Raw genomic sequence first — 16636 nt, forward strand, 5'->3', positions numbered from 1 at the left:
ATAATGGCGCTTGGCGTTTGGGCAAAAACTCAGCCACCCAGACCGATCCTTCCGATCCCAACCCGATCCCAGCTAGCCTGGCAAAAGCTTGAGTATTACGCGTTCATCCATTTCGGGATCAACACCTTTACCGATCACGAATGGGGCGAGGGCCGGGCTCCGGCGGGGGATTTTAACCCGACGGCGTTTGACGCTCGGCAGTGGGCGAGGGTGGTGAGGGCCGCGGGAATGAAGGGCATTATTATCACGGCGAAACATCACGACGGTTTTTGTTTGTGGCCTTCGGCGACGACGGAGTATTCGGTCAAGAATTCAAAGTGGCGTGACGGTAAGGGCGATGTGCTGAAGGAGCTTTCCGCCGCCGCTCGCGAATACGGCCTCAAATTCGGCATCTACATCTCGCCGTGGGACCGCAATCATCCGCTGTACGGCACGCCGCGGTATAACCAGATCTATAAGCAACAATGGCACGAGCTGCTCACAAACTACGGCCCGGTATTCGAGTCGTGGCTCGACGGCGCGAACGATAACAAAAAACGGATGGTCTATGATTTCGGCGGCTTTTTCTCGACCATCAAACGCGAACAGCCCGACACGATCATCTTCAGCGACGCCGGGCCCGACATTCGCTGGGTCGGCAACGAACGCGGAATTGCGGGCGAAACCAACTGGTCAACCCGCGACAACGAAGGCTCGTTCCCCGGCTTTGCCGATGAAAAAGCTCTAAACCACGGCGACGAGAACGGCACTTCGTGGATACCTGCCGAATGCGACGTGTCGATCCGTCCGGGCTGGTTCTACCACGCTGAGGAAGATAAGAAAATCAAAAGCGTGAGCCAACTTATGGATATCTGGCTCGGCTCCGTCGGCCGCAACTGCAACCTGCTGTTGAATATAGGCGTCGACCGCCGCGGCCTCGTCAACGAGAACGACATCGCGCGGTTAATGGAATTTAAAGCCGCCCGCGAAATGGCTTTCGGTACTAACCTTGCCAAAGGCACGATCACCACATCGAATACTCGCGGCTCTCGATTTGCACCCGCAAATGTCATCGACGGCTCGTACGACACATATTGGACGACTACTGACGGCGTGACGAATGCCACGCTTACGCTCGATCTTGGCCGCGAAACCAGTATCGACGGCGTTATGCTTCAGGAATACATCGCTCTGGGCCAGCGGATTAAGCGTTTTACGGTCCAGACCTGGAACGGCAGCGAATTCCAAACCGTTGCGACGGCGACAACGATCGGTTACAAGCGGATCCTGAAGTTCCCGCGAACCGCGACGACAGGCGTTCGCGTCGTGTTTGACGAAGCAAAGGCGTCGCCCGCGATCTCGACCCTGCGTTTATTCGATACCCGGAAATGAGATTGATATTTCTGTTAATGACGATATTCCTGCTCGCTGGCTTGGTGCAGCCGCAGGATAAAGTCGTTTTTGAGAGCGGCAAAGACGGAGCGGCGACCTATCGAATTCCGGCGATCGTTAAGCTCAAAAGCGGCAAGCTGCTAGCCTTTGCCGAGGCTCGGCGTAAGGGCGGGAGCGATTTTGGTGATATCGATATCGTCATGCGAACCAGCAGCGATGGCGGGAAGACCTGGTCCGCGATGCAGGCAGTTGCCGAAAACGGCACGATGCAGGCGGGAAATCCGGCTCCGGTCGTTGATCTGTTCGACCCGCGTTTTCCACGGGGACGCTTGTTCCTTTTCTACAATACAGGCGACCGTAACGAGCAGGAAGTTCGCCGCGGCCGTGGTACGCGTGAGGTATGGTACAAAACCTCGATCGACGAAGGCCGCACTTGGTCCGCGGCTGTAAATATCACATCGCAGGTCAAACGCCCCGAATGGCGTTCGTACGCCAACACGCCGGGGCACGCGATACAACTGACCGAGGGCAAATACCGCGGCCGTCTGCTCGTTCCGATGAACTATTCAAAAGGCGAGCCGTCGAAGACGTTCGAAGACTACATGGCGTCGGCATTCTATTCTGACGACCATGGCCTTACGTTCAAACTCTCGGGCGATGTCGGCATCGCCGGCAGTAACGAATCGACCGCCGCTGAGATCGGCGGCGGCGGCGTTTTGATCAACGCCCGCAATCAGAAAGGCGATCAAAAATACCGCATCACGGCCCGTAGCGACGATGGCGGTGCGACGTGGAAAGACGCCGGATTCGACACCGCTCTTCCCGATCCGGTTTGCGAGGGGAGCCTGCTGCGGATCAAGGGGAAAACGCTAGCCTTCGCAAATAACGCCGACAGCTCGCATCGCAACGGCTTGACCGTTCGGATAAGTTTTGACGCGGGGCGGACGTGGATGAAAGAGCATTTGATCGACCGCATTGACAACCCTAAAGGGCGTGATTTCACCGCGTATTCTGATATCGTAATGATCGACACGAAACGCATCGGCGTTTTGTATGAAAAGGATGATTATAAACAGATCGTGCTGAAAGTGATCGACTGGAAATAGTATGAAAACCAAGCTTTTTGCCATTATTGCTGTCTTTGCATTCTCGATCGGCCTCGCCGCCCAGACGCGTGATCTTGCCAAATGGGTCAACCCCTTCATTGGCACGGGCGGGCATGGGCATACGTTTCCGGGGGCGACGATGCCGTTTGGAATGGTGCAGCTCTCGCCCGACACGCGGATCGACAACTGGGACGGATCGAGCGGCTATCACTACTCCGACGACACGATCTACGGTTTTTCGCACACCCACCTGAACGGCACGGGCATTCCGGATTATTGTGATGTTTTGTTTATGCCCCAAACCGGCGCAGTCAGATTTGCCGACGCCGTCGCGTTAAGCGGAGGGTCTAAATTTTCACATGCAAATGAGCATGCCGAGCCAGGTTATTATTCGGTTCGCTTGGATGACGGCAATATTTTGGCGGAGTTGACTGCAAGAACCCGCGTTGGATTTCACCGGTATACTTTTCCTCGTTCTGATAGCGGCGCAAATATTTTGATCGACCTGAAATGGAGAGACAGAGTACTAGATTCAGAATTAAAGGTTGTCGGGGACCGAAGGATCGAAGGCTATCGCCGATCTTCTTCGTGGGCTAAAGATCAGGCGATCTACTTCGTAGCTGAGTTTTCAAGGCCGTTTGATTTTCCACTTATTGGCAACAGTGGGTCGATCACATCGGGAGGTGGGAAAGGAGATCGTTTACGGGGAGTTTTACATTTTGACACATCTAAAAGTCAGCAAGTATTAGTAAAAGTCGCCATTTCCCACGTCTCCATCGAAGGTGCCCGTAAGAATCTCGCTGCCGAGCTTCCCGGGTGGGATTTTGAGAAGGTTCGTGCCGATGCCAAGGCGGCTTGGAATAAGGAGCTGTCGAAGATCGAGGTTTCGGGTGGGACGGATGATCAGACGACGACGTTTTATACGGCGCTTTATCACACGATGATCCAGCCGAATATCTTTAACGATGTCGATGGATCGTATCTCGGGATGGATAAAAAGGTGCATAGCCTGTCGCAAGTTCGCAAACTCGGGCCCGAGCGAACCGCACGCGGAGCGAAAAGCGATCGCGGAGTGGCGCCGACCGGGACGAAAAAGGAAGCGTCGGGCGATCAGTACACGATCTTCTCGCTTTGGGACACCTTTCGCGCCGCGCACCCGCTTTATACGATCATCGATCAGAAGCGGACGGTGGATTTTATCAATACGTTTATCCGGCAATATGAGCAGGGCGGGCGTTTGCCGGTTTGGGAGCTGGCGGCGAATGAGACGGACTGTATGATCGGCTATCACTCGGTCTCGGTCATTGCGGACGCGATGGCGAAGGGGCTGACCGGCTTCGACTACGAAAAAGCCTACGCCGCCGCCAAGCACTCCGCCGAACTCGACCACTTCGGCCTAGCCGGCTACAAAAAACGCGGCTACATCTCGATGGAAGACGAAAACGAATCCGTCTCGCGAACGATGGAATATGCTTATGACGATTGGTGTATTGCGCAAATGGCCAAAGTTCTTATGTATCGGGAGTCTAAACCGTCGAAGAACGGCCCGAAGCCAAGTTATGACCCGAAGACCGGTATCGCCTCGTTCCCAATTGATGTCGAGAAAACCAAGTATCTGAACGAGTATAGGCAGTATCTAAAACGCGGACGTTACTTCGAAAATCTCTTCGACCCAAAGATCGGCTTTTTCCGCCCTAAGAAGAACGGCGGTTTTGTCGAGCCTTTTGCTCCCAACGAAGTGACATTCGGTTTTACCGAGGGCAATTCGTGGCAGTATTCGTTCTTCGTTCCGCAGGATGTCGAGCATCTGGTGAAGCTTCACGGCGGGCGTGAAAAGTTTACGGCGAAGCTCGATGAGCTGTTCAATACCGACCAGAAACTCGGCGGCCGCGAACAGGCTGACCTGACCGGCCTCATTGGCCAGTACGCTCACGGCAACGAGCCTTCGCATCACATTACGTATCTCTACGATTATATCGGCCAGCCCTGGAAAACCCAAAAATTGGTCCGCCGGATAATGGACGAATTTTACCATCCCGCACCCGACGGCCTGATCGGCAACGAAGACTGCGGCCAGATGTCGGCGTGGTACATCATGTCCGCCAGCGGCTTTTACCAGGTCGCACCGGGCAAGGCGGAATACGCCTTCGGCACGCCGCTCTTCCCCGAGATGAAGTACCGCCTCGAAAACGGCAAAACCTTCACCATCCGCGCGAAAGGCGTTTCGGCAAAGAATTTTTACATCCAGTCCGCAACCCTGAACGGCGTGCCGCACAAAAAAGCATTCCTAACCCACGCCGATCTGATGAAGGGCGGCGTGCTGGAATTCTCGATGACCGATGCCCCGGCGATGGGGGCTTTTTCGGAGTTTCCGGTTTCGAGCATCGGTGGACAAACCGTCAGCGTTCCGGTTATAAACGGCGAGCGAACCATAAAAGACAAGGTCGAGGTCTCGATCTCAACCGCGACGCCGGACGTGAAGATATACTACACGACAAATGGCGACGAACCGGTCATTGGAAAAAGCGACGTTTACGAACGGTCTTTCAGCCTCGATCACACGACAACCGTCAAGGCAATCGCCGCAGGTTCCACCGGTGATCCGAGCAAGCCTGTTTCTGCTCTATTTATTAAACGTCCAAACGACTGGAGCGTGAAGGTCATGTCAAAATACAGCTCGCAATACACCGGCGGCGGCGACAACGCCATCATCGACGGCATCCGCGGGACGGTCAATTTTGCGAGCGGCGAATGGCAGGGCGTGCAGGGCAAAACGTATGAGGCGGTGATCGATATGCAGAGGGAAACACCCGTTTCCGAGGTCGGAGCGAGTTTCCTGCAAGTTGCTCTGCCATGGATATGGATGCCCGACCGAGTGGAATTTGAAGCGTCAACCGACGGCAAAACCTTCACCAAGATCGCCGAAATAAAACCCGGCTTCCCCCAAACCGACCTGACCCCAACGGCTCGCGAATACCGCCAAACCGTCACACCGACAAAGGCCCGCTACATCCGCATGCGAGCCTACAACTTCGGCAAGATCCCATCCTGGCACCTCGGTGCCGGCGGCGATCCATGGATATTTGTCGACGAGGTTTTTATAAGATGACTGGAGCGCAAGCGTCCGCTTGCAAACGCTGCCGCTTCGGCAGTGTGCCGCACGTTAGCATTTCTCAGCTCGAACGAACCCAACACCATCACGCCGGACGAACCGGCGTTGCAGGCGAGGGCGCCTGCGTTCCCGGGGGTTAGTCCTTTTTGAGTTTTCCCATCATCGCGACCCCACGGGCCGCTTCGGAAAACTCCGACGGGATCAGAACGATCGTCGTCGTATTGTTGTCGATGCCGATCTCTGAGAGCATCTGCATGCGGCGGAGTTCGAGGGCGATCGGGCTTTCTTCCATTTGTTTGGCGCCTTGGGTGAGCTTGATCGAGGCTTCGAGCTCGGCTTCGGCTTTGACGATACGGGCGCGTTTTTCGCGGATCGCCTCAGCCTCGCGGGCCATAGCACGCTGCATCGATTCTGGGATCTCAACGTCCTTCATCTCGACCATCTCGATCTTGATCCCCCACGGTTCGGTCGTCGAATCAACGATCTCCTGCAGGGTTCGATTGATCTCTTCGCGGCCTTTCAAAACCTCGTCAAGTGAATGCTGACCGATGATGTTTCTCAGGGCTGTGACGGAAAATTGATAGACCGCCTGCTCGTAATTGACAACCTCGAGAATCGCTTTCGAGGCCTCGACGATGCGAAACCACAGAACGGCATTGACCTTGATCGTGACGCTGTCCTTTGTGATGGTTTCCTGCTGTTCGAGGTTGACGGTTGCTGTGCGGGTATCGACCTTCTGCTGGCGGTCGATCAGCGGGATAAGATAGTAAATGCCCGGGCCTTTTATTCCGACGAATCTACCTAGCCGAAAGACAACGGCCCGTTGGTACTCCTGGGCAATTCTGATCCCAGATAGAATGATGAACACAACAACGATAAAGGCACCGAGAATTGGCAGTACTGCTTCCATAACCTTACTCTACGCCTATCATTGTCCGTGTCAACGGTACGGGCCTAGCTGTTTTAGAGTTTATCGATCTTACCTGCGAGTGCGACGTCCACATCGGTTATCCCGCCGCGGTCGTGGGTGGTCAGGGTGATGTCGGCGTAGCCCCAGCCGAAGGTGATATCCGGGTGATGATCGGCGGCTTCGGCGAGGGCTCCGACGCGGTTGACGTGGTCGAGAGCTTGTGCGAAGTTGTCGAACTTGACACTTTTCTTCAGCAGTTTGCCGTCGACGCTCCATCCGTCGAGGGTCTTGAGGGCGTCGGTTAGCTGTCCGACATCGAGAATTTTGCGTTCCATTCGTTTTTGGCTCCCTGCTTTTGAGCTATAATCAAAGTTTTGAGTAACTTTGTTCAAAGGTATCCGTAAAATGCGTAATTGGTCAAGACTCCTTATTTTCGCCCTTGCTATCTCGATCGTGGCCTGCACGCCGCAGCGTCCTGCCACGCCGAAAGAGACATTTATGACCTACATCAAGGCTCTGAAGGCTAAAGACTATACGACGATGAAGCTTCTCCTTTCGGATGCGACCATCAAGATGCACGAGAAGGAAGCCAAAGCCCAGGGCGTGACCGTCGATGACATCGTCAAGCGCGAGACTTTGCTCAGCGAAAACCAGACCTCAATGGACATTCGCAATGAGAAGGTCGATGGTGATAAGGCGAGTCTGCAGGTCAAGAATTCATATGGCAGTTGGGAAACTGTCCCGTTCGTCCGCGAAGACGGCGTCTGGAAGATCGACAAGCAAGGCTATGCCGACCAGATGCTGAAGGACATCGAGGACCAGGAGAAAGAGCTTGACGAGCTGATCAACGGAAACAGATCGACCTACTAATATGTCAACAATTAAGCCCTTCAAAGCCCTTCGCCCACCTGCTGATAAGGCGGAATTCGTGGCTTGCGTGCCGTATGACGTGATCTATGACAGCGAGGTGCGCGAGTTGATCGCCGATAATTCGCTCAGTTTCCTGCGCGTCACGCGGCCCGAGGGTGAATATTCTGAGGCGGAAAAGCCGTCAAGCGAAACGGTTTTTGAGCGGGCAAAACAAAATCTGGAAGAGTTCATACGCTCCGGTGTTCTGGTTCAGGATGATGAGGACGCGATCTATGTCTACCGCTTGAAAGATGGAGATCAATCGCAGACGGGTGTTGTTGCATGCTGCTCGATCGCTGAATACGACGCCGGGCTTATCAAGAAGCACGAGAAAACTCGGCCCGACAAGGTCGCCGACCGCACGGCGCATATGCTCGCGGTCGGAGCTCAGACCGGCTTGATATTTCTGGCATTTCGAAACACGGACGACATTCGCGGCCTGATCGCGGATGCTGTAACAGGTGAGCCGATCTACCATTTCACTTGCCGGCAGAACGTCGAGCAGACGGTTTGGCGGATGGTCTACACGGATGTGTGGGTCGAGGCTTTCGCCGAGCTTCCTGCTCTCTACGTAGCCGACGGCCACCACCGTGCCGAGAGCGCGAAACTCGCTCGTGACAAGATGCGCGAAGCAAATACGCATCACACCGGCGAGGAAGAATACAATTTTGTTATAGCGGGGATGTTTCCCTCTGAGGATCTAAACATCCTGCCCTACAACCGGGTGGTCAAGGACCTCAACGGACTTAGCCGCGATGAATTCTTCGATAAGATACGTGATTATTTTCTACTGGTCGAATCGATCGACGAAACGCCGGATAAACGCGGCGAGATGAGCATGTATTTCGAAGGCGCTTGGTACAAACTGCGGTTCAAGCCCGACCATCCGGTCAAATTCGACGCGATCACGGGGCTCGATGTGAGCATCCTGCAGAACTACCTCCTCGCTCCGGTTCTCGGCATCGGCGACCCGCGAACAGATACGCGAATAGCTTTCGTCGGCGGAGCCCGCGGAACTGCGGAACTGAAGAAAATGGTCGATTCGGGTGAAGCTAAGGTAGCGTTCTCTATGTTTCGGACCACAATGGACGACCTCTTTGCCGTATCAGACATGGGCGAGATCATGCCGCCGAAATCGACATGGTTCGAGCCGAAGCTAAAGGACGGACTGCTCATCCACTTGATCTAAAAGATGGAAAACAAAGACCTCGCACATATCAGGCGGGACTACTCGCGGGAAGGGCTGTCCGAAGAGCAGGTTGCCAACGATCCCTTTGTTCAGTTCGGCCGCTGGATGGATGAGGCGATCACCGCCGAACTGCCGGAGCCGACCGCAATGTCGCTTTCGACCGCGAGCGCCGAGGGCCGGCCGTCATCTCGAATGGTGCTTCTCAAGGGCTTTGACAACAGTGGTTTCGTCTTTTACACCAACTACAACAGCCAAAAAGGCCGCGAGCTAGCCGACAACCCTTTCGCTGCTCTAACATTCTTCTGGCCCGAGCTGGAACGTCAGGTGAGGATCACCGGACTGGTAAGCAAGGTCTCGGCGGAGGAATCAGACGAGTATTTCAAATCCCGGCCTTTCACGAGCCGAGTAGGCGCATGGGCGTCAAATCAAAGCGAGACGATCGATTCGAAAATGACCGTGGCAGCTAAGGCGGCAAAGCTACTGGTTAAATACGCAAGTGGCAACGTGCCCCGGCCACCGCATTGGGGCGGTTACCGTGTCATCCCAGATCAGATCGAATTCTGGCAAGGTCGTCCGAGCCGCCTGCACGACCGGATCGTGTACAAACTGGACGGCGAAAGCTGGAATATTATTCGGCTCTCTCCGTAACCTCTTTTATGTTCGAAACCGAGAGATTAATAATTGAAAAGATCACTCCGGCGGAGCTGCCGTGGCTGATCGAGCTGCGATCCGTTCCTGCTGTTTACCGTTACATGGGCGGTATTAAGATGCAGAACGCTGAGGCATTGACCGCTCGGCTGCCCTTCTACCTCGAGTGCCACGAAAAGTATGGTTTTGGATTCTCGATCATGACCCTGAAATCAACCGGTGAGCGGATCGGAACCAGCGGTTTGCAGCCGCTTGAGGATACCGGCGAGATCGAGGTCGGCTATAATCTTGCCGAAAAACACTGGCGGCAAGGTTATGGCTATGAATGCGCCTCGGCTTGGATAAAGTACGGTTTTGAAACCGCCGGGCTCGAGCGTATCGTTGCTGTTGCCGACCCTGCAAACACTGGATCGTGGCGAATAATGGAAAAGTGCGGGATGAAATACGAAGGAACATTGAAGCATTACGGTATGAACTGCGTACAGTATGCTATCTCGCAAAGCGAGTTCTTTGGTTCAAAAGCGTAAATTTATCGGAAAGATGCGGCCAAATATTCCAAAACTGATCCTCGCGATCGTATTGAGCATCTATTTTCTCTCGATCGCCTACGCTCCGATGAACGGCAGTTTTCTTGATATCGTCGATCTGCCGATCCATGAGACCGGGCATTTGCTGTTCCGGATATTTGGCGAATTTATGATGATCGCGGGCGGTTCGCTCTTTCAAGTTATCCTGCCGTTGATATTTGTAGGGTATTTTATCTGGCAGCGGAGCTATTATTCGGCGGCTATCGTGTCGATGTGGGTCGGACAGAGTATTCTGAATGTGTGGGTCTATGCTTCTGACGCCGTAGTAATGCAATTGGTATTGACGAGCGGCTTTACAGGCAGCGAAGGCAGTTTTCACGATTGGAACTACATGCTCGACCATTTTGGTATGCTGGGATCGACAAAGGGGATCGCCAGCATCATAAGATTTGCTGGTACGGCGATCATAGTTGTTTCCGCCGCATGGTCGGTCTATTTTTCTTTTTTACCTGCGGCTGAAGCTGAAGATGATCTATGAAAGCTACGCTGATCACGGGTGCATCGAGCGGTATCGGCGAAGGCTTCGCACGGAGGCTCGCTACCGAGGGCCACGATCTCGTGCTGGTTGCCCGTTCTGAAAAGGCGTTGCATGAGCTTTGCGATGAGCTGATGCTCAAGCACGATATTTGGGCTCACTATATCGTCCTCGATCTCGCCGAACCGAATGCCGATCTCACGCTCTTCGCAGAAACGCAAAAACACAATATCGAGATCGACTGCCTGATAAATAACGCTGGTTTCGGCTCGAGCGGCGATTTTGCCAAGCTAAATATAGATCGCGAGCTGCAGATGATAGAGTTAAATATTGCGGCTCTTGTGGCGATCACCCATGCATACCTTAAGCCGATGCGTGAGAGAAAGAGCGGAACGATCGTAAATGTCTCGTCCGCGGCCGGATTTCAACCGATCCCGTTCATGGCAACGTACGCGGCGACGAAGGCTTTTGTTACCTCTTTTTCGGAAGCGGTCGCAGAGGAAAATCGGCCTTATGGAATACAGGTTTTAGCTCTGTGTCCCGGTTCGACGCAGACGAATTTTTTTGCGGCGTCGAGGATCGACAGGCCTGTGCAGGTCAAGGGCCAGCAGACGGTCGAGCAGGTCGTTGAGACCGCGATCCGAGCAATGAAAAGCGGCCGTACGAAAGTGGTTTCAGGTATCGCGAACAAGATCGGAGCATTGCTCGGAAGCTATATCCCGAGTTTTATTACGCGTCGGGCCATGGCGAGTGCACTGCGGCCGCGGTTTCAGCGGGAAAAACGTACGCGGTGATCTCTTTAGTTGGATTTTTGCTATGAGATTTACGATTCTTGGCAGCGGTTCGACCGGTAATGCGGTACTGATCTCGAGCGAAACGACGAACGTGCTCGTGGATGCTGGCATGAGTGCGCGTGAGATCGTGAAGCGGCTTGCTGAGGTTGGCGTTTCTCCGGATAAACTGGACGGCATCATGGTCACCCACGAGCACGGCGATCACATCGGCGGGCTACGCGTTTTGATGAGCGCGGTGAACTGCCCGGTCTATATATCGCGTATTACAGAGGATGCCTTTTACGACACGAAGGCCGGTGGCCAGAACGGCGACAGCGAGTCCTCAAAACGCCGTTCTGCTCTCAAAGACCGAACCCAGGAGATCGAATCGACCCGCGAATTCCGCATCGGCGACATAGATTTCGAACCATTCAGCGTGCCCCACGATGCGGTGGATAATTTTGGCTTTATCGCGAAAAAGGACGGTGTAAAGGTAGCGACGTTGATGGATTTCGGTCATATCTCGATGCTGATAAAGGAAAAACTAACGGGCTGTGATGCGATCGTCGTTGAATCGAACCACAGCCGGGATATGCTCAGGGCTTGCTCTGTTTACACTTGGGATCTCAAGCAAAGGATCATGTCCAACACGGGCCACCTCTCAAACGAAGACCTTTCCGATTGGCTTACAAACGATTTCGACGGGCGTGCACGCCACATAGTCCTCGCTCACCTTTCACAGCGTGCGAATGAACCAAATCTTGCCCGCATAACCGCCGAGATCGCCCTCCAAATGAGGCCGCCGCTTTTTAGAGCCGAGACAAAAATATCTCTCTCGCAACCAAAGAGCCCGACGGATTGGTTTGAGTTATAGCCGGGAACGCAGGCTCCCTCGCCTGCAAGCGTTCTGTATCAGGACGCTGACGAACGTGGTGACAACTCAACTATATTCAACCGAAACGTAATCACGCTGGAGGAACCAGCGTTGCAGCCGAGGGCGGCTGCGTTCCCGGCAGGACGCCGCGAAAGGTTTTGCGGTGGAGAATGCATGGGCCGTGGATTCTGAGAGCTTCGAGATGCGTCGCAGCTCCGTACCCTTTGTGGCCCGCGAAACCGTATTGCGGGTATTCCGTATCGTAGGCCTTCATCAGATCGTCGCGGTATGTTTTTGCGAGGATCGATGCGGCGGCGATAGATGCTGAGATCGAGTCGCCTTTGATAATGGACTTTTGCGGCAGCGGCGACCGTTTCAGATAGAGTGCGTCTATGAGAAGGAAATCCGGCTCTGGTGTGAGTGAGGCGACAGCATTGAGCATCGCTTGTTTTGTTGCTTCGAGAATGTTGATCCGGTCGATCTCCTCTGCCTCGATCTGGCCAATGGAGAAGGCTATGCAGTCCGCCTTTAGCCGCGCGGCGATCTCGTAGCGGACGGCTTCCGAAAGCTTTTTTGAATCGTCGAGGCCCTCGGGTAACGATTTATTTGGATCAAGAATACATGCGGCCGTAACGACCGGGCCGGCAAGGCATCCGCGGCCAACCTCATCGAGCCCCGCAACAAGCTTATAGCCTTCGGCCCAAGCCTGTTCCTCAAAAACGAGTCCGATGCCTGAAACCTCGAAATTATCAAAGAGCGAAACGCGGGAATCCGATCCATACGCTTTGCCTAGATCCGATTTTCCCGCGTTTCGCATTGTCTATCAGTTGACCAACTACTTGCCCGGCTGTACTTTCTTAGCGCGTGTATCGCGTTCCTTGATACGAGCTGCCTTACCGCGAAGGTCACGCAGGTAATAAAGCTTAGCACGGCGTACCTTACCACGGCGGATCACGTCGATGTGATCGATGACGGTCGCGTGCAGCGGGAAAATACGTTCGACTCCCACGCCGAAGCTGACCTTGCGGACAGTGACGGTTTCGCGGACGCCGCCGTGTTTAATGGCGATGCAGATGCCCTCGAAAGCCTGGAGGCGTTCCTTGTTGCCTTCCTTAATGCGAACGCTTACGCGAAGCGTGTCGCCTGGCTGAAATGTTGGTACGTTATCTTTGAGTTGTGTCTTTTCGACAAAATCTAGTCTGTTCATTTTATTTTCGGCCAGAGGTAGGCGGCATTCGCCGGCTACATTTCACCATTTTCTCCTGTTAATAGATCTTTTCTAATAGATCTGGTTTTTTCCAGCGCCTTTTCACGACGCCATTTCTCAATTTCGGCATGATTGCCGTTCAATAAAACCTCGGGAACTGTCATCCCACGAAACTCAGCTGGCCGCGTATAGTGCGGGCAGTCAAGCAAACCATCTGAGAATGAGTCGTTCGCGGCCGAAGTCTCGCTTCCCAACGCATCCGGCAAAAGCCTGACGATGCTGTCGACGATCACGATCGCTGCGGGTTCGCCACCTGACAAAACATAGTCGCCGATCGATATCTCATCCGTCACGAGTGTCTCATTCACTCGCTCGTCTACACCTTCGTAGCGGCCGCAGATGAAAACGACATGCTTTGCTTCGTCAGCAAAACGTTGAGCGTCCGCCTGAATGAAAGGCTTCCCTTGCGGCGAGAGGAGCACGACGTGCGTTCCTGATGGATACGCTTCGCGATCGCTCGTTCCTATCAAATTTTCAACTGCGGCGAATATCGGTTCCGGTTTCAAAACCATCCCATCGCCACCGCCAAAAGGCCGATCATCGACCATCCTGTGCTTGTCCGTCGTAAACTCACGTAAGTCGGCAACGTCTATCTCGACGATATCTGCGAGCTTAGCCCGGCGAATAATTCCAAAATCAAAGACAGCGTCGAAGAACTCGGGAAAAATTGTCAAAACATCGATCTTCATGTCTTTTCTTAAATTCAACCGATCTCAAATTCTAAATTTGAGATCTAAAATTCAAGAAGTCCTTCCGGCGGGTCGATCTTTATCAACTTATTCTCGACATCGACGTCAACACAGATGGTCTCCGCAAATGGGATCAAGTACTCTTTTGACTCACCTGTGACGACGAGAAGCTCCGTGCCGCCGGTTCGCATTAATTCCCGAACCTCGCCGATATTGGTTCCATCGATCGTTTCGACCTTACAGCCCTCGAGTTCCCAGTCGAAATACTCGCCGTCGTCAAGCTCGACCGCATCTGACTCAGGTACGCAGATCTCGACGTTTCTGAGCGCTTCGCCTTGTTCGATCGTGTCGAATCCAGCGAATTTCAGGATCACGCGGCCGTTCTGGAACCAAAACTTTTCAATTTTCAATTCGAGCCGCTCGCCGTTTTCGCGAACGCCTATCACATCGACCAGAGCGTCAAAGCGCTCTGGAAAATCGGTCAGCAGATCTGCCACAACCTCGCCTTTTAGGCCGCGGGTTCTGACGATGTTGGCGATCGAAACAAGTTCTTCCATGGAACGCTGGCATCCTGCCGCCAAGATGGCGGCGTTCCACTAATCTTCGACCAGATCGAGCTGAAATCGCTTGTTCTGTTTTTGCCCGGCGATGAAAAGAATGCTGCGGATCGCTTTTATCGTACGGCCCTCGCGGCCGATGATGCGGCCCATGTCGGATTCCGCAACACGCACCGCGATGCGCACGTTTTTCCCGTCGCCGCTCTCCGAAACCTCAACGGCATCGGGCTCGCCAACGAGCGCTTTGATGATTCTTTCGACAGCTTCTTTCATCCTAGATCTCTGCCACAGAGGACTCAGAGAAATACTCGGTATTCTCTGGGGCTATTTCCTATTCTGCGACTGCTGCTTCAGCCGGGTTGTTCTTGATCAGGCTTTTAACAGTATCGGTTGGCTGTGCGCCGACACCGATCCAGTAGCTGATGCGGTCATGCTTCAAAATGACCTCTGCCGGGTTCAGCATCGGGTTGTAAGTACCTACGTTTTCGAGATACTTGCCATCGCGTTTGCTGCGTTTTTCCTTTACCACGAGGCGATAAAACGGTTTCCCTTTAGCGCCCATTCTCATTAAACTAATTGCTAACATAATTTTTGCTGGTTCGTTGTCGGTGGATCGTTGTTCGTTGTATCTGACAACGATCCGCGATCTACGAACAACCAACTATCTCCGTTTCTTGTGTCTCTTTTTCTTCTTAATTCTCTGCGACAAGGATTCGTTTGCATTGCCACCCGCATTGCCGTTATTGCCGCCAAAATCGTCATCATCGAGGCCCATGTCGCCGCCTCCGCCTAGCAGACCGCCAAGCCCGCCAGCCAAGCCGCCCATCATTTTCTTACCCAAACCGCCAAACATTCCGCTTCCGCGACTCATCTGCGACATCATCTTTTTCATCTGCTCGTACTGGCGGATGAGCTGGTTGACCTCAGCTATGGTTGAGCCGCTGCCTTTTGCTATACGCGTTTTGCGACTCGCGTCGATGACCTTGTGATTATTGCGTTCGAGCTTGGTCATCGAGCCGATGATCGCTTCGGTACGCTGCATCTGATGATCAACGACGGCTGATTGCTCGTCGGTGATCTGCATGCCGCCGGTGAGCTGCTCGGGCAGCATCTTCATCAATTTTGACATCGAGCCGAGCTTTTTGAACTGTCCAAGCTGATTGCGAAAATCTTCGAGCGAAAACTGATTCGTCGTCATTTTCCGCAACTGCTCTTGCGCTTCTTTTTCGTCGATCTTGCCCTGAACTTCCTCGATGAGGCTCAGAACATCGCCCATTCCCAAGATTCGCTGGGCAATGCGATCGGGATAAAATGGCTCGATCGCGTCGTATTTTTCGCCGACACCGACAAACTTCACCGGCTGGCCGATGACCTGCTTGATCGAAAGTGCCGCACCGCCGCGAGCATCGCCGTCCATCTTGGTTAGGACAACGCCGGTGATACCGACTCGTTCGTGAAAAACCTCGGCCGAACGAACAGCATCCTGCCCCGTCATCGCATCAGCGACAAACAGCACTTCGACCGGTTTCGTCTCAGCCTTGATCTGCTCGAGCTCGACCATCAGGTCGTCGTCGATATGCAGACGCCCGGCCGTGTCGATCATCAGCGTGTCAAAGCCGAATTCGGTCGCATGTTTCACAGCACCGCGAACGATCGTCATCGGATCCGAAGTCTCTTTCGCCTCGTAAACCGCTACGCCGACGGCATTAGCCACAACCTTCAACTGCTCACGAGCCGCCGGACGGTAAACGTCAACGGAGACGAGCAAAGGCTTGCGTTCCTGGTTGTCCGCGAGCCAACGCGAGATCTTACCGGTCGAGGTCGTTTTACCCGAACCTTGTAGACCGACGATCATCACGACGTTCGGCGTTTGTTTGGTGAAAACAAGCCGCGACGAAGTGCCGCCCATCAGTTCGCTCAGTTCGTCATAGACGATCTTAACGACCTGCTCGTGCGGCTTCAGGTCCTGCCAAACCTCTTGTCCCTCAGCCTTTACGCGAACCGCATCGACAAAATCCTTCGCGACCTTGTAGTTAACGTCTGCCTCAAGCAGAGCCATCCGTATCTCGCGCAAAGCCGCATCCACATGCTCAGGCGTCAAGGTACCCTGGCCACGCAGATTCTTCAGCGATTTCTTCAGTTTGTCGGATAACGACTCAAACATATAGA

The 16636-nt window shown here is 53.8% G+C and carries 19 protein-coding genes; 10 read left to right on the top strand and 9 right to left on the bottom strand.

Annotation, left to right across the window (positions count from 1 at the left end; genetic code table 11):
• Positions 1 to 3 precede the first annotated feature (3 nt).
• From IPG22_09185 to IPG22_09195, 3 genes are read left to right on the top strand one after another with little or no spacing between them, the layout of a single operon-like run.
• Positions 4 to 1371, top strand: coding sequence for an alpha-L-fucosidase (locus tag IPG22_09185; protein MBK6588455.1), 1368 nt, complete (start codon positions 4 to 6; stop codon positions 1369 to 1371).
• Entirely contained in the window at positions 1368 to 2477 is a 1110-nt protein-coding gene (locus IPG22_09190; protein ID MBK6588456.1) for an exo-alpha-sialidase, read from the top strand. Before IPG22_09185 ends, IPG22_09190 begins: the two co-directional genes overlap by 4 nt.
• A gap of 1 nt (position 2478) precedes the next feature.
• Entirely contained in the window at positions 2479 to 5586 is a 3108-nt protein-coding gene (locus IPG22_09195) for a GH92 family glycosyl hydrolase (protein ID MBK6588457.1), read from the top strand.
• A 139-nt stretch (positions 5587 to 5725) separates the two neighbouring features.
• Here the strand turns inward: IPG22_09195 and IPG22_09200 are convergent, their stop codons facing one another.
• Positions 5726 to 6499 (bottom strand): slipin family protein, encoded by a 774-nt coding sequence (locus tag IPG22_09200; GenBank protein ID MBK6588458.1) that lies wholly within the window; start codon positions 6497 to 6499, stop codon positions 5726 to 5728.
• Positions 6500 to 6552: 53 nt separating this feature from the next.
• Positions 6553 to 6834, bottom strand: a complete 282-nt coding sequence (locus IPG22_09205) for a 4a-hydroxytetrahydrobiopterin dehydratase (GenBank protein ID MBK6588459.1) — start codon at positions 6832 to 6834, stop codon at positions 6553 to 6555.
• 70 nt (positions 6835 to 6904) lie between these two features.
• Here IPG22_09205 and IPG22_09210 point away from each other — a divergent pair, with 70 nt between their 5' ends.
• From IPG22_09210 to IPG22_09240, 7 genes are read left to right on the top strand one after another with little or no spacing between them, the layout of a single operon-like run.
• Complete coding sequence (locus tag IPG22_09210; protein ID MBK6588460.1) at positions 6905 to 7369, top strand: DUF4878 domain-containing protein; 465 nt, start codon at positions 6905 to 6907, stop codon at positions 7367 to 7369.
• Position 7370: 1 nt separating this feature from the next.
• Entirely contained in the window at positions 7371 to 8597 is a 1227-nt protein-coding gene (locus IPG22_09215) for a DUF1015 domain-containing protein (protein ID MBK6588461.1), read from the top strand.
• 3 nt (positions 8598 to 8600) lie between these two features.
• Positions 8601 to 9245, top strand: a complete 645-nt coding sequence (gene pdxH / locus IPG22_09220; GenBank protein MBK6588462.1) for a pyridoxamine 5'-phosphate oxidase — start codon at positions 8601 to 8603, stop codon at positions 9243 to 9245.
• Between the two features lie 8 nt (positions 9246 to 9253).
• Positions 9254 to 9772, top strand: coding sequence for a GNAT family N-acetyltransferase (locus tag IPG22_09225; GenBank protein MBK6588463.1), 519 nt, complete (start codon positions 9254 to 9256; stop codon positions 9770 to 9772).
• A complete protein-coding gene (locus IPG22_09230; protein MBK6588464.1) occupies positions 9732 to 10310 on the top strand; it encodes a hypothetical protein in 579 nt (192 codons plus the stop codon). The genes IPG22_09225 and IPG22_09230 overlap by 41 nt, the downstream gene beginning before the upstream one ends.
• A complete protein-coding gene (locus IPG22_09235) occupies positions 10307 to 11101 on the top strand; it encodes an SDR family oxidoreductase (protein ID MBK6588465.1) in 795 nt (264 codons plus the stop codon). The genes IPG22_09230 and IPG22_09235 overlap by 4 nt, the downstream gene beginning before the upstream one ends.
• A 22-nt stretch (positions 11102 to 11123) precedes the next feature.
• Positions 11124 to 11954 carry an MBL fold metallo-hydrolase gene (locus IPG22_09240; protein MBK6588466.1) on the top strand — a complete coding sequence of 277 codons (831 nt, stop codon included), beginning with the start codon at positions 11124 to 11126 and terminating at the stop codon, positions 11952 to 11954.
• Between the two features lie 91 nt (positions 11955 to 12045).
• Here IPG22_09240 and IPG22_09245 read toward each other — a convergent pair whose 3' ends face one another.
• The 7 genes from IPG22_09245 to ffh form a co-directional block, all read right to left on the bottom strand.
• The gene (locus IPG22_09245) at positions 12046 to 12771 is read right to left on the bottom strand and encodes a ribonuclease HII (protein ID MBK6588467.1); all 726 of its coding nucleotides are present in this window, start codon (positions 12769 to 12771) and stop codon (positions 12046 to 12048) included.
• A gap of 18 nt (positions 12772 to 12789) precedes the next feature.
• The gene (gene rplS, locus IPG22_09250) at positions 12790 to 13161 is read right to left on the bottom strand and encodes a 50S ribosomal protein L19 (GenBank protein ID MBK6588468.1); all 372 of its coding nucleotides are present in this window, start codon (positions 13159 to 13161) and stop codon (positions 12790 to 12792) included.
• Positions 13162 to 13196: 35 nt separating this feature from the next.
• On the bottom strand, positions 13197 to 13910 hold the full coding sequence (gene trmD / locus IPG22_09255; GenBank protein MBK6588469.1) for a tRNA (guanosine(37)-N1)-methyltransferase TrmD: 714 nt from the start codon (positions 13908 to 13910) through the stop codon (positions 13197 to 13199).
• A gap of 44 nt (positions 13911 to 13954) precedes the next feature.
• Positions 13955 to 14467 carry a 16S rRNA processing protein RimM gene (rimM, locus tag IPG22_09260; GenBank protein ID MBK6588470.1) on the bottom strand — a complete coding sequence of 171 codons (513 nt, stop codon included), beginning with the start codon at positions 14465 to 14467 and terminating at the stop codon, positions 13955 to 13957.
• Between the two features lie 39 nt (positions 14468 to 14506).
• Positions 14507 to 14740, bottom strand: coding sequence for a KH domain-containing protein (locus IPG22_09265; protein ID MBK6588471.1), 234 nt, complete (start codon positions 14738 to 14740; stop codon positions 14507 to 14509).
• 58 nt (positions 14741 to 14798) lie between these two features.
• On the bottom strand, positions 14799 to 15056 hold the full coding sequence (gene rpsP, locus IPG22_09270; GenBank protein MBK6588472.1) for a 30S ribosomal protein S16: 258 nt from the start codon (positions 15054 to 15056) through the stop codon (positions 14799 to 14801).
• Positions 15057 to 15128: 72 nt separating this feature from the next.
• Positions 15129 to 16631, bottom strand: a complete 1503-nt coding sequence (gene ffh, locus IPG22_09275; protein ID MBK6588473.1) for a signal recognition particle protein — start codon at positions 16629 to 16631, stop codon at positions 15129 to 15131.
• Between the last annotated feature and the right edge of the window lie 5 nt (positions 16632 to 16636).

The organism is Acidobacteriota bacterium, assembly GCA_016703965.1.
GTDB lineage: Bacteria > Acidobacteriota > Blastocatellia > Pyrinomonadales > Pyrinomonadaceae > OLB17.

What these genes read in the sequence shown, in the direction of transcription:
- IPG22_09185 (MBK6588455.1), top strand. Translation starts at nt 4, where the DNA reads ATGGCGCTTGGCGTTTGGGCAAAAACTCAGCCACCCAGACCGATCCTT.
- IPG22_09190 (MBK6588456.1), top strand. Translation starts at nt 1,368, where the DNA reads ATGAGATTGATATTTCTGTTAATGACGATATTCCTGCTCGCTGGCTTG.
- IPG22_09195 (MBK6588457.1), top strand. Translation starts at nt 2,479, where the DNA reads ATGAAAACCAAGCTTTTTGCCATTATTGCTGTCTTTGCATTCTCGATC.
- IPG22_09200 (MBK6588458.1), bottom strand. Translation starts at nt 6,499, where the DNA reads ATGGAAGCAGTACTGCCAATTCTCGGTGCCTTTATCGTTGTTGTGTTC.
- IPG22_09205 (MBK6588459.1), bottom strand. Translation starts at nt 6,834, where the DNA reads ATGGAACGCAAAATTCTCGATGTCGGACAGCTAACCGACGCCCTCAAG.
- IPG22_09210 (MBK6588460.1), top strand. Translation starts at nt 6,905, where the DNA reads ATGCGTAATTGGTCAAGACTCCTTATTTTCGCCCTTGCTATCTCGATC.
- IPG22_09215 (MBK6588461.1), top strand. Translation starts at nt 7,371, where the DNA reads ATGTCAACAATTAAGCCCTTCAAAGCCCTTCGCCCACCTGCTGATAAG.
- pdxH (MBK6588462.1), top strand. Translation starts at nt 8,601, where the DNA reads ATGGAAAACAAAGACCTCGCACATATCAGGCGGGACTACTCGCGGGAA.
- IPG22_09225 (MBK6588463.1), top strand. Translation starts at nt 9,254, where the DNA reads ATGTTCGAAACCGAGAGATTAATAATTGAAAAGATCACTCCGGCGGAG.
- IPG22_09230 (MBK6588464.1), top strand. Translation starts at nt 9,732, where the DNA reads ATGCTATCTCGCAAAGCGAGTTCTTTGGTTCAAAAGCGTAAATTTATC.
- IPG22_09235 (MBK6588465.1), top strand. Translation starts at nt 10,307, where the DNA reads ATGAAAGCTACGCTGATCACGGGTGCATCGAGCGGTATCGGCGAAGGC.
- IPG22_09240 (MBK6588466.1), top strand. Translation starts at nt 11,124, where the DNA reads ATGAGATTTACGATTCTTGGCAGCGGTTCGACCGGTAATGCGGTACTG.
- IPG22_09245 (MBK6588467.1), bottom strand. Translation starts at nt 12,771, where the DNA reads ATGCGAAACGCGGGAAAATCGGATCTAGGCAAAGCGTATGGATCGGAT.
- rplS (MBK6588468.1), bottom strand. Translation starts at nt 13,161, where the DNA reads ATGAACAGACTAGATTTTGTCGAAAAGACACAACTCAAAGATAACGTA.
- trmD (MBK6588469.1), bottom strand. Translation starts at nt 13,910, where the DNA reads ATGAAGATCGATGTTTTGACAATTTTTCCCGAGTTCTTCGACGCTGTC.
- rimM (MBK6588470.1), bottom strand. Translation starts at nt 14,467, where the DNA reads ATGGAAGAACTTGTTTCGATCGCCAACATCGTCAGAACCCGCGGCCTA.
- IPG22_09265 (MBK6588471.1), bottom strand. Translation starts at nt 14,740, where the DNA reads ATGAAAGAAGCTGTCGAAAGAATCATCAAAGCGCTCGTTGGCGAGCCC.
- ffh (MBK6588473.1), bottom strand. Translation starts at nt 16,631, where the DNA reads ATGTTTGAGTCGTTATCCGACAAACTGAAGAAATCGCTGAAGAATCTG.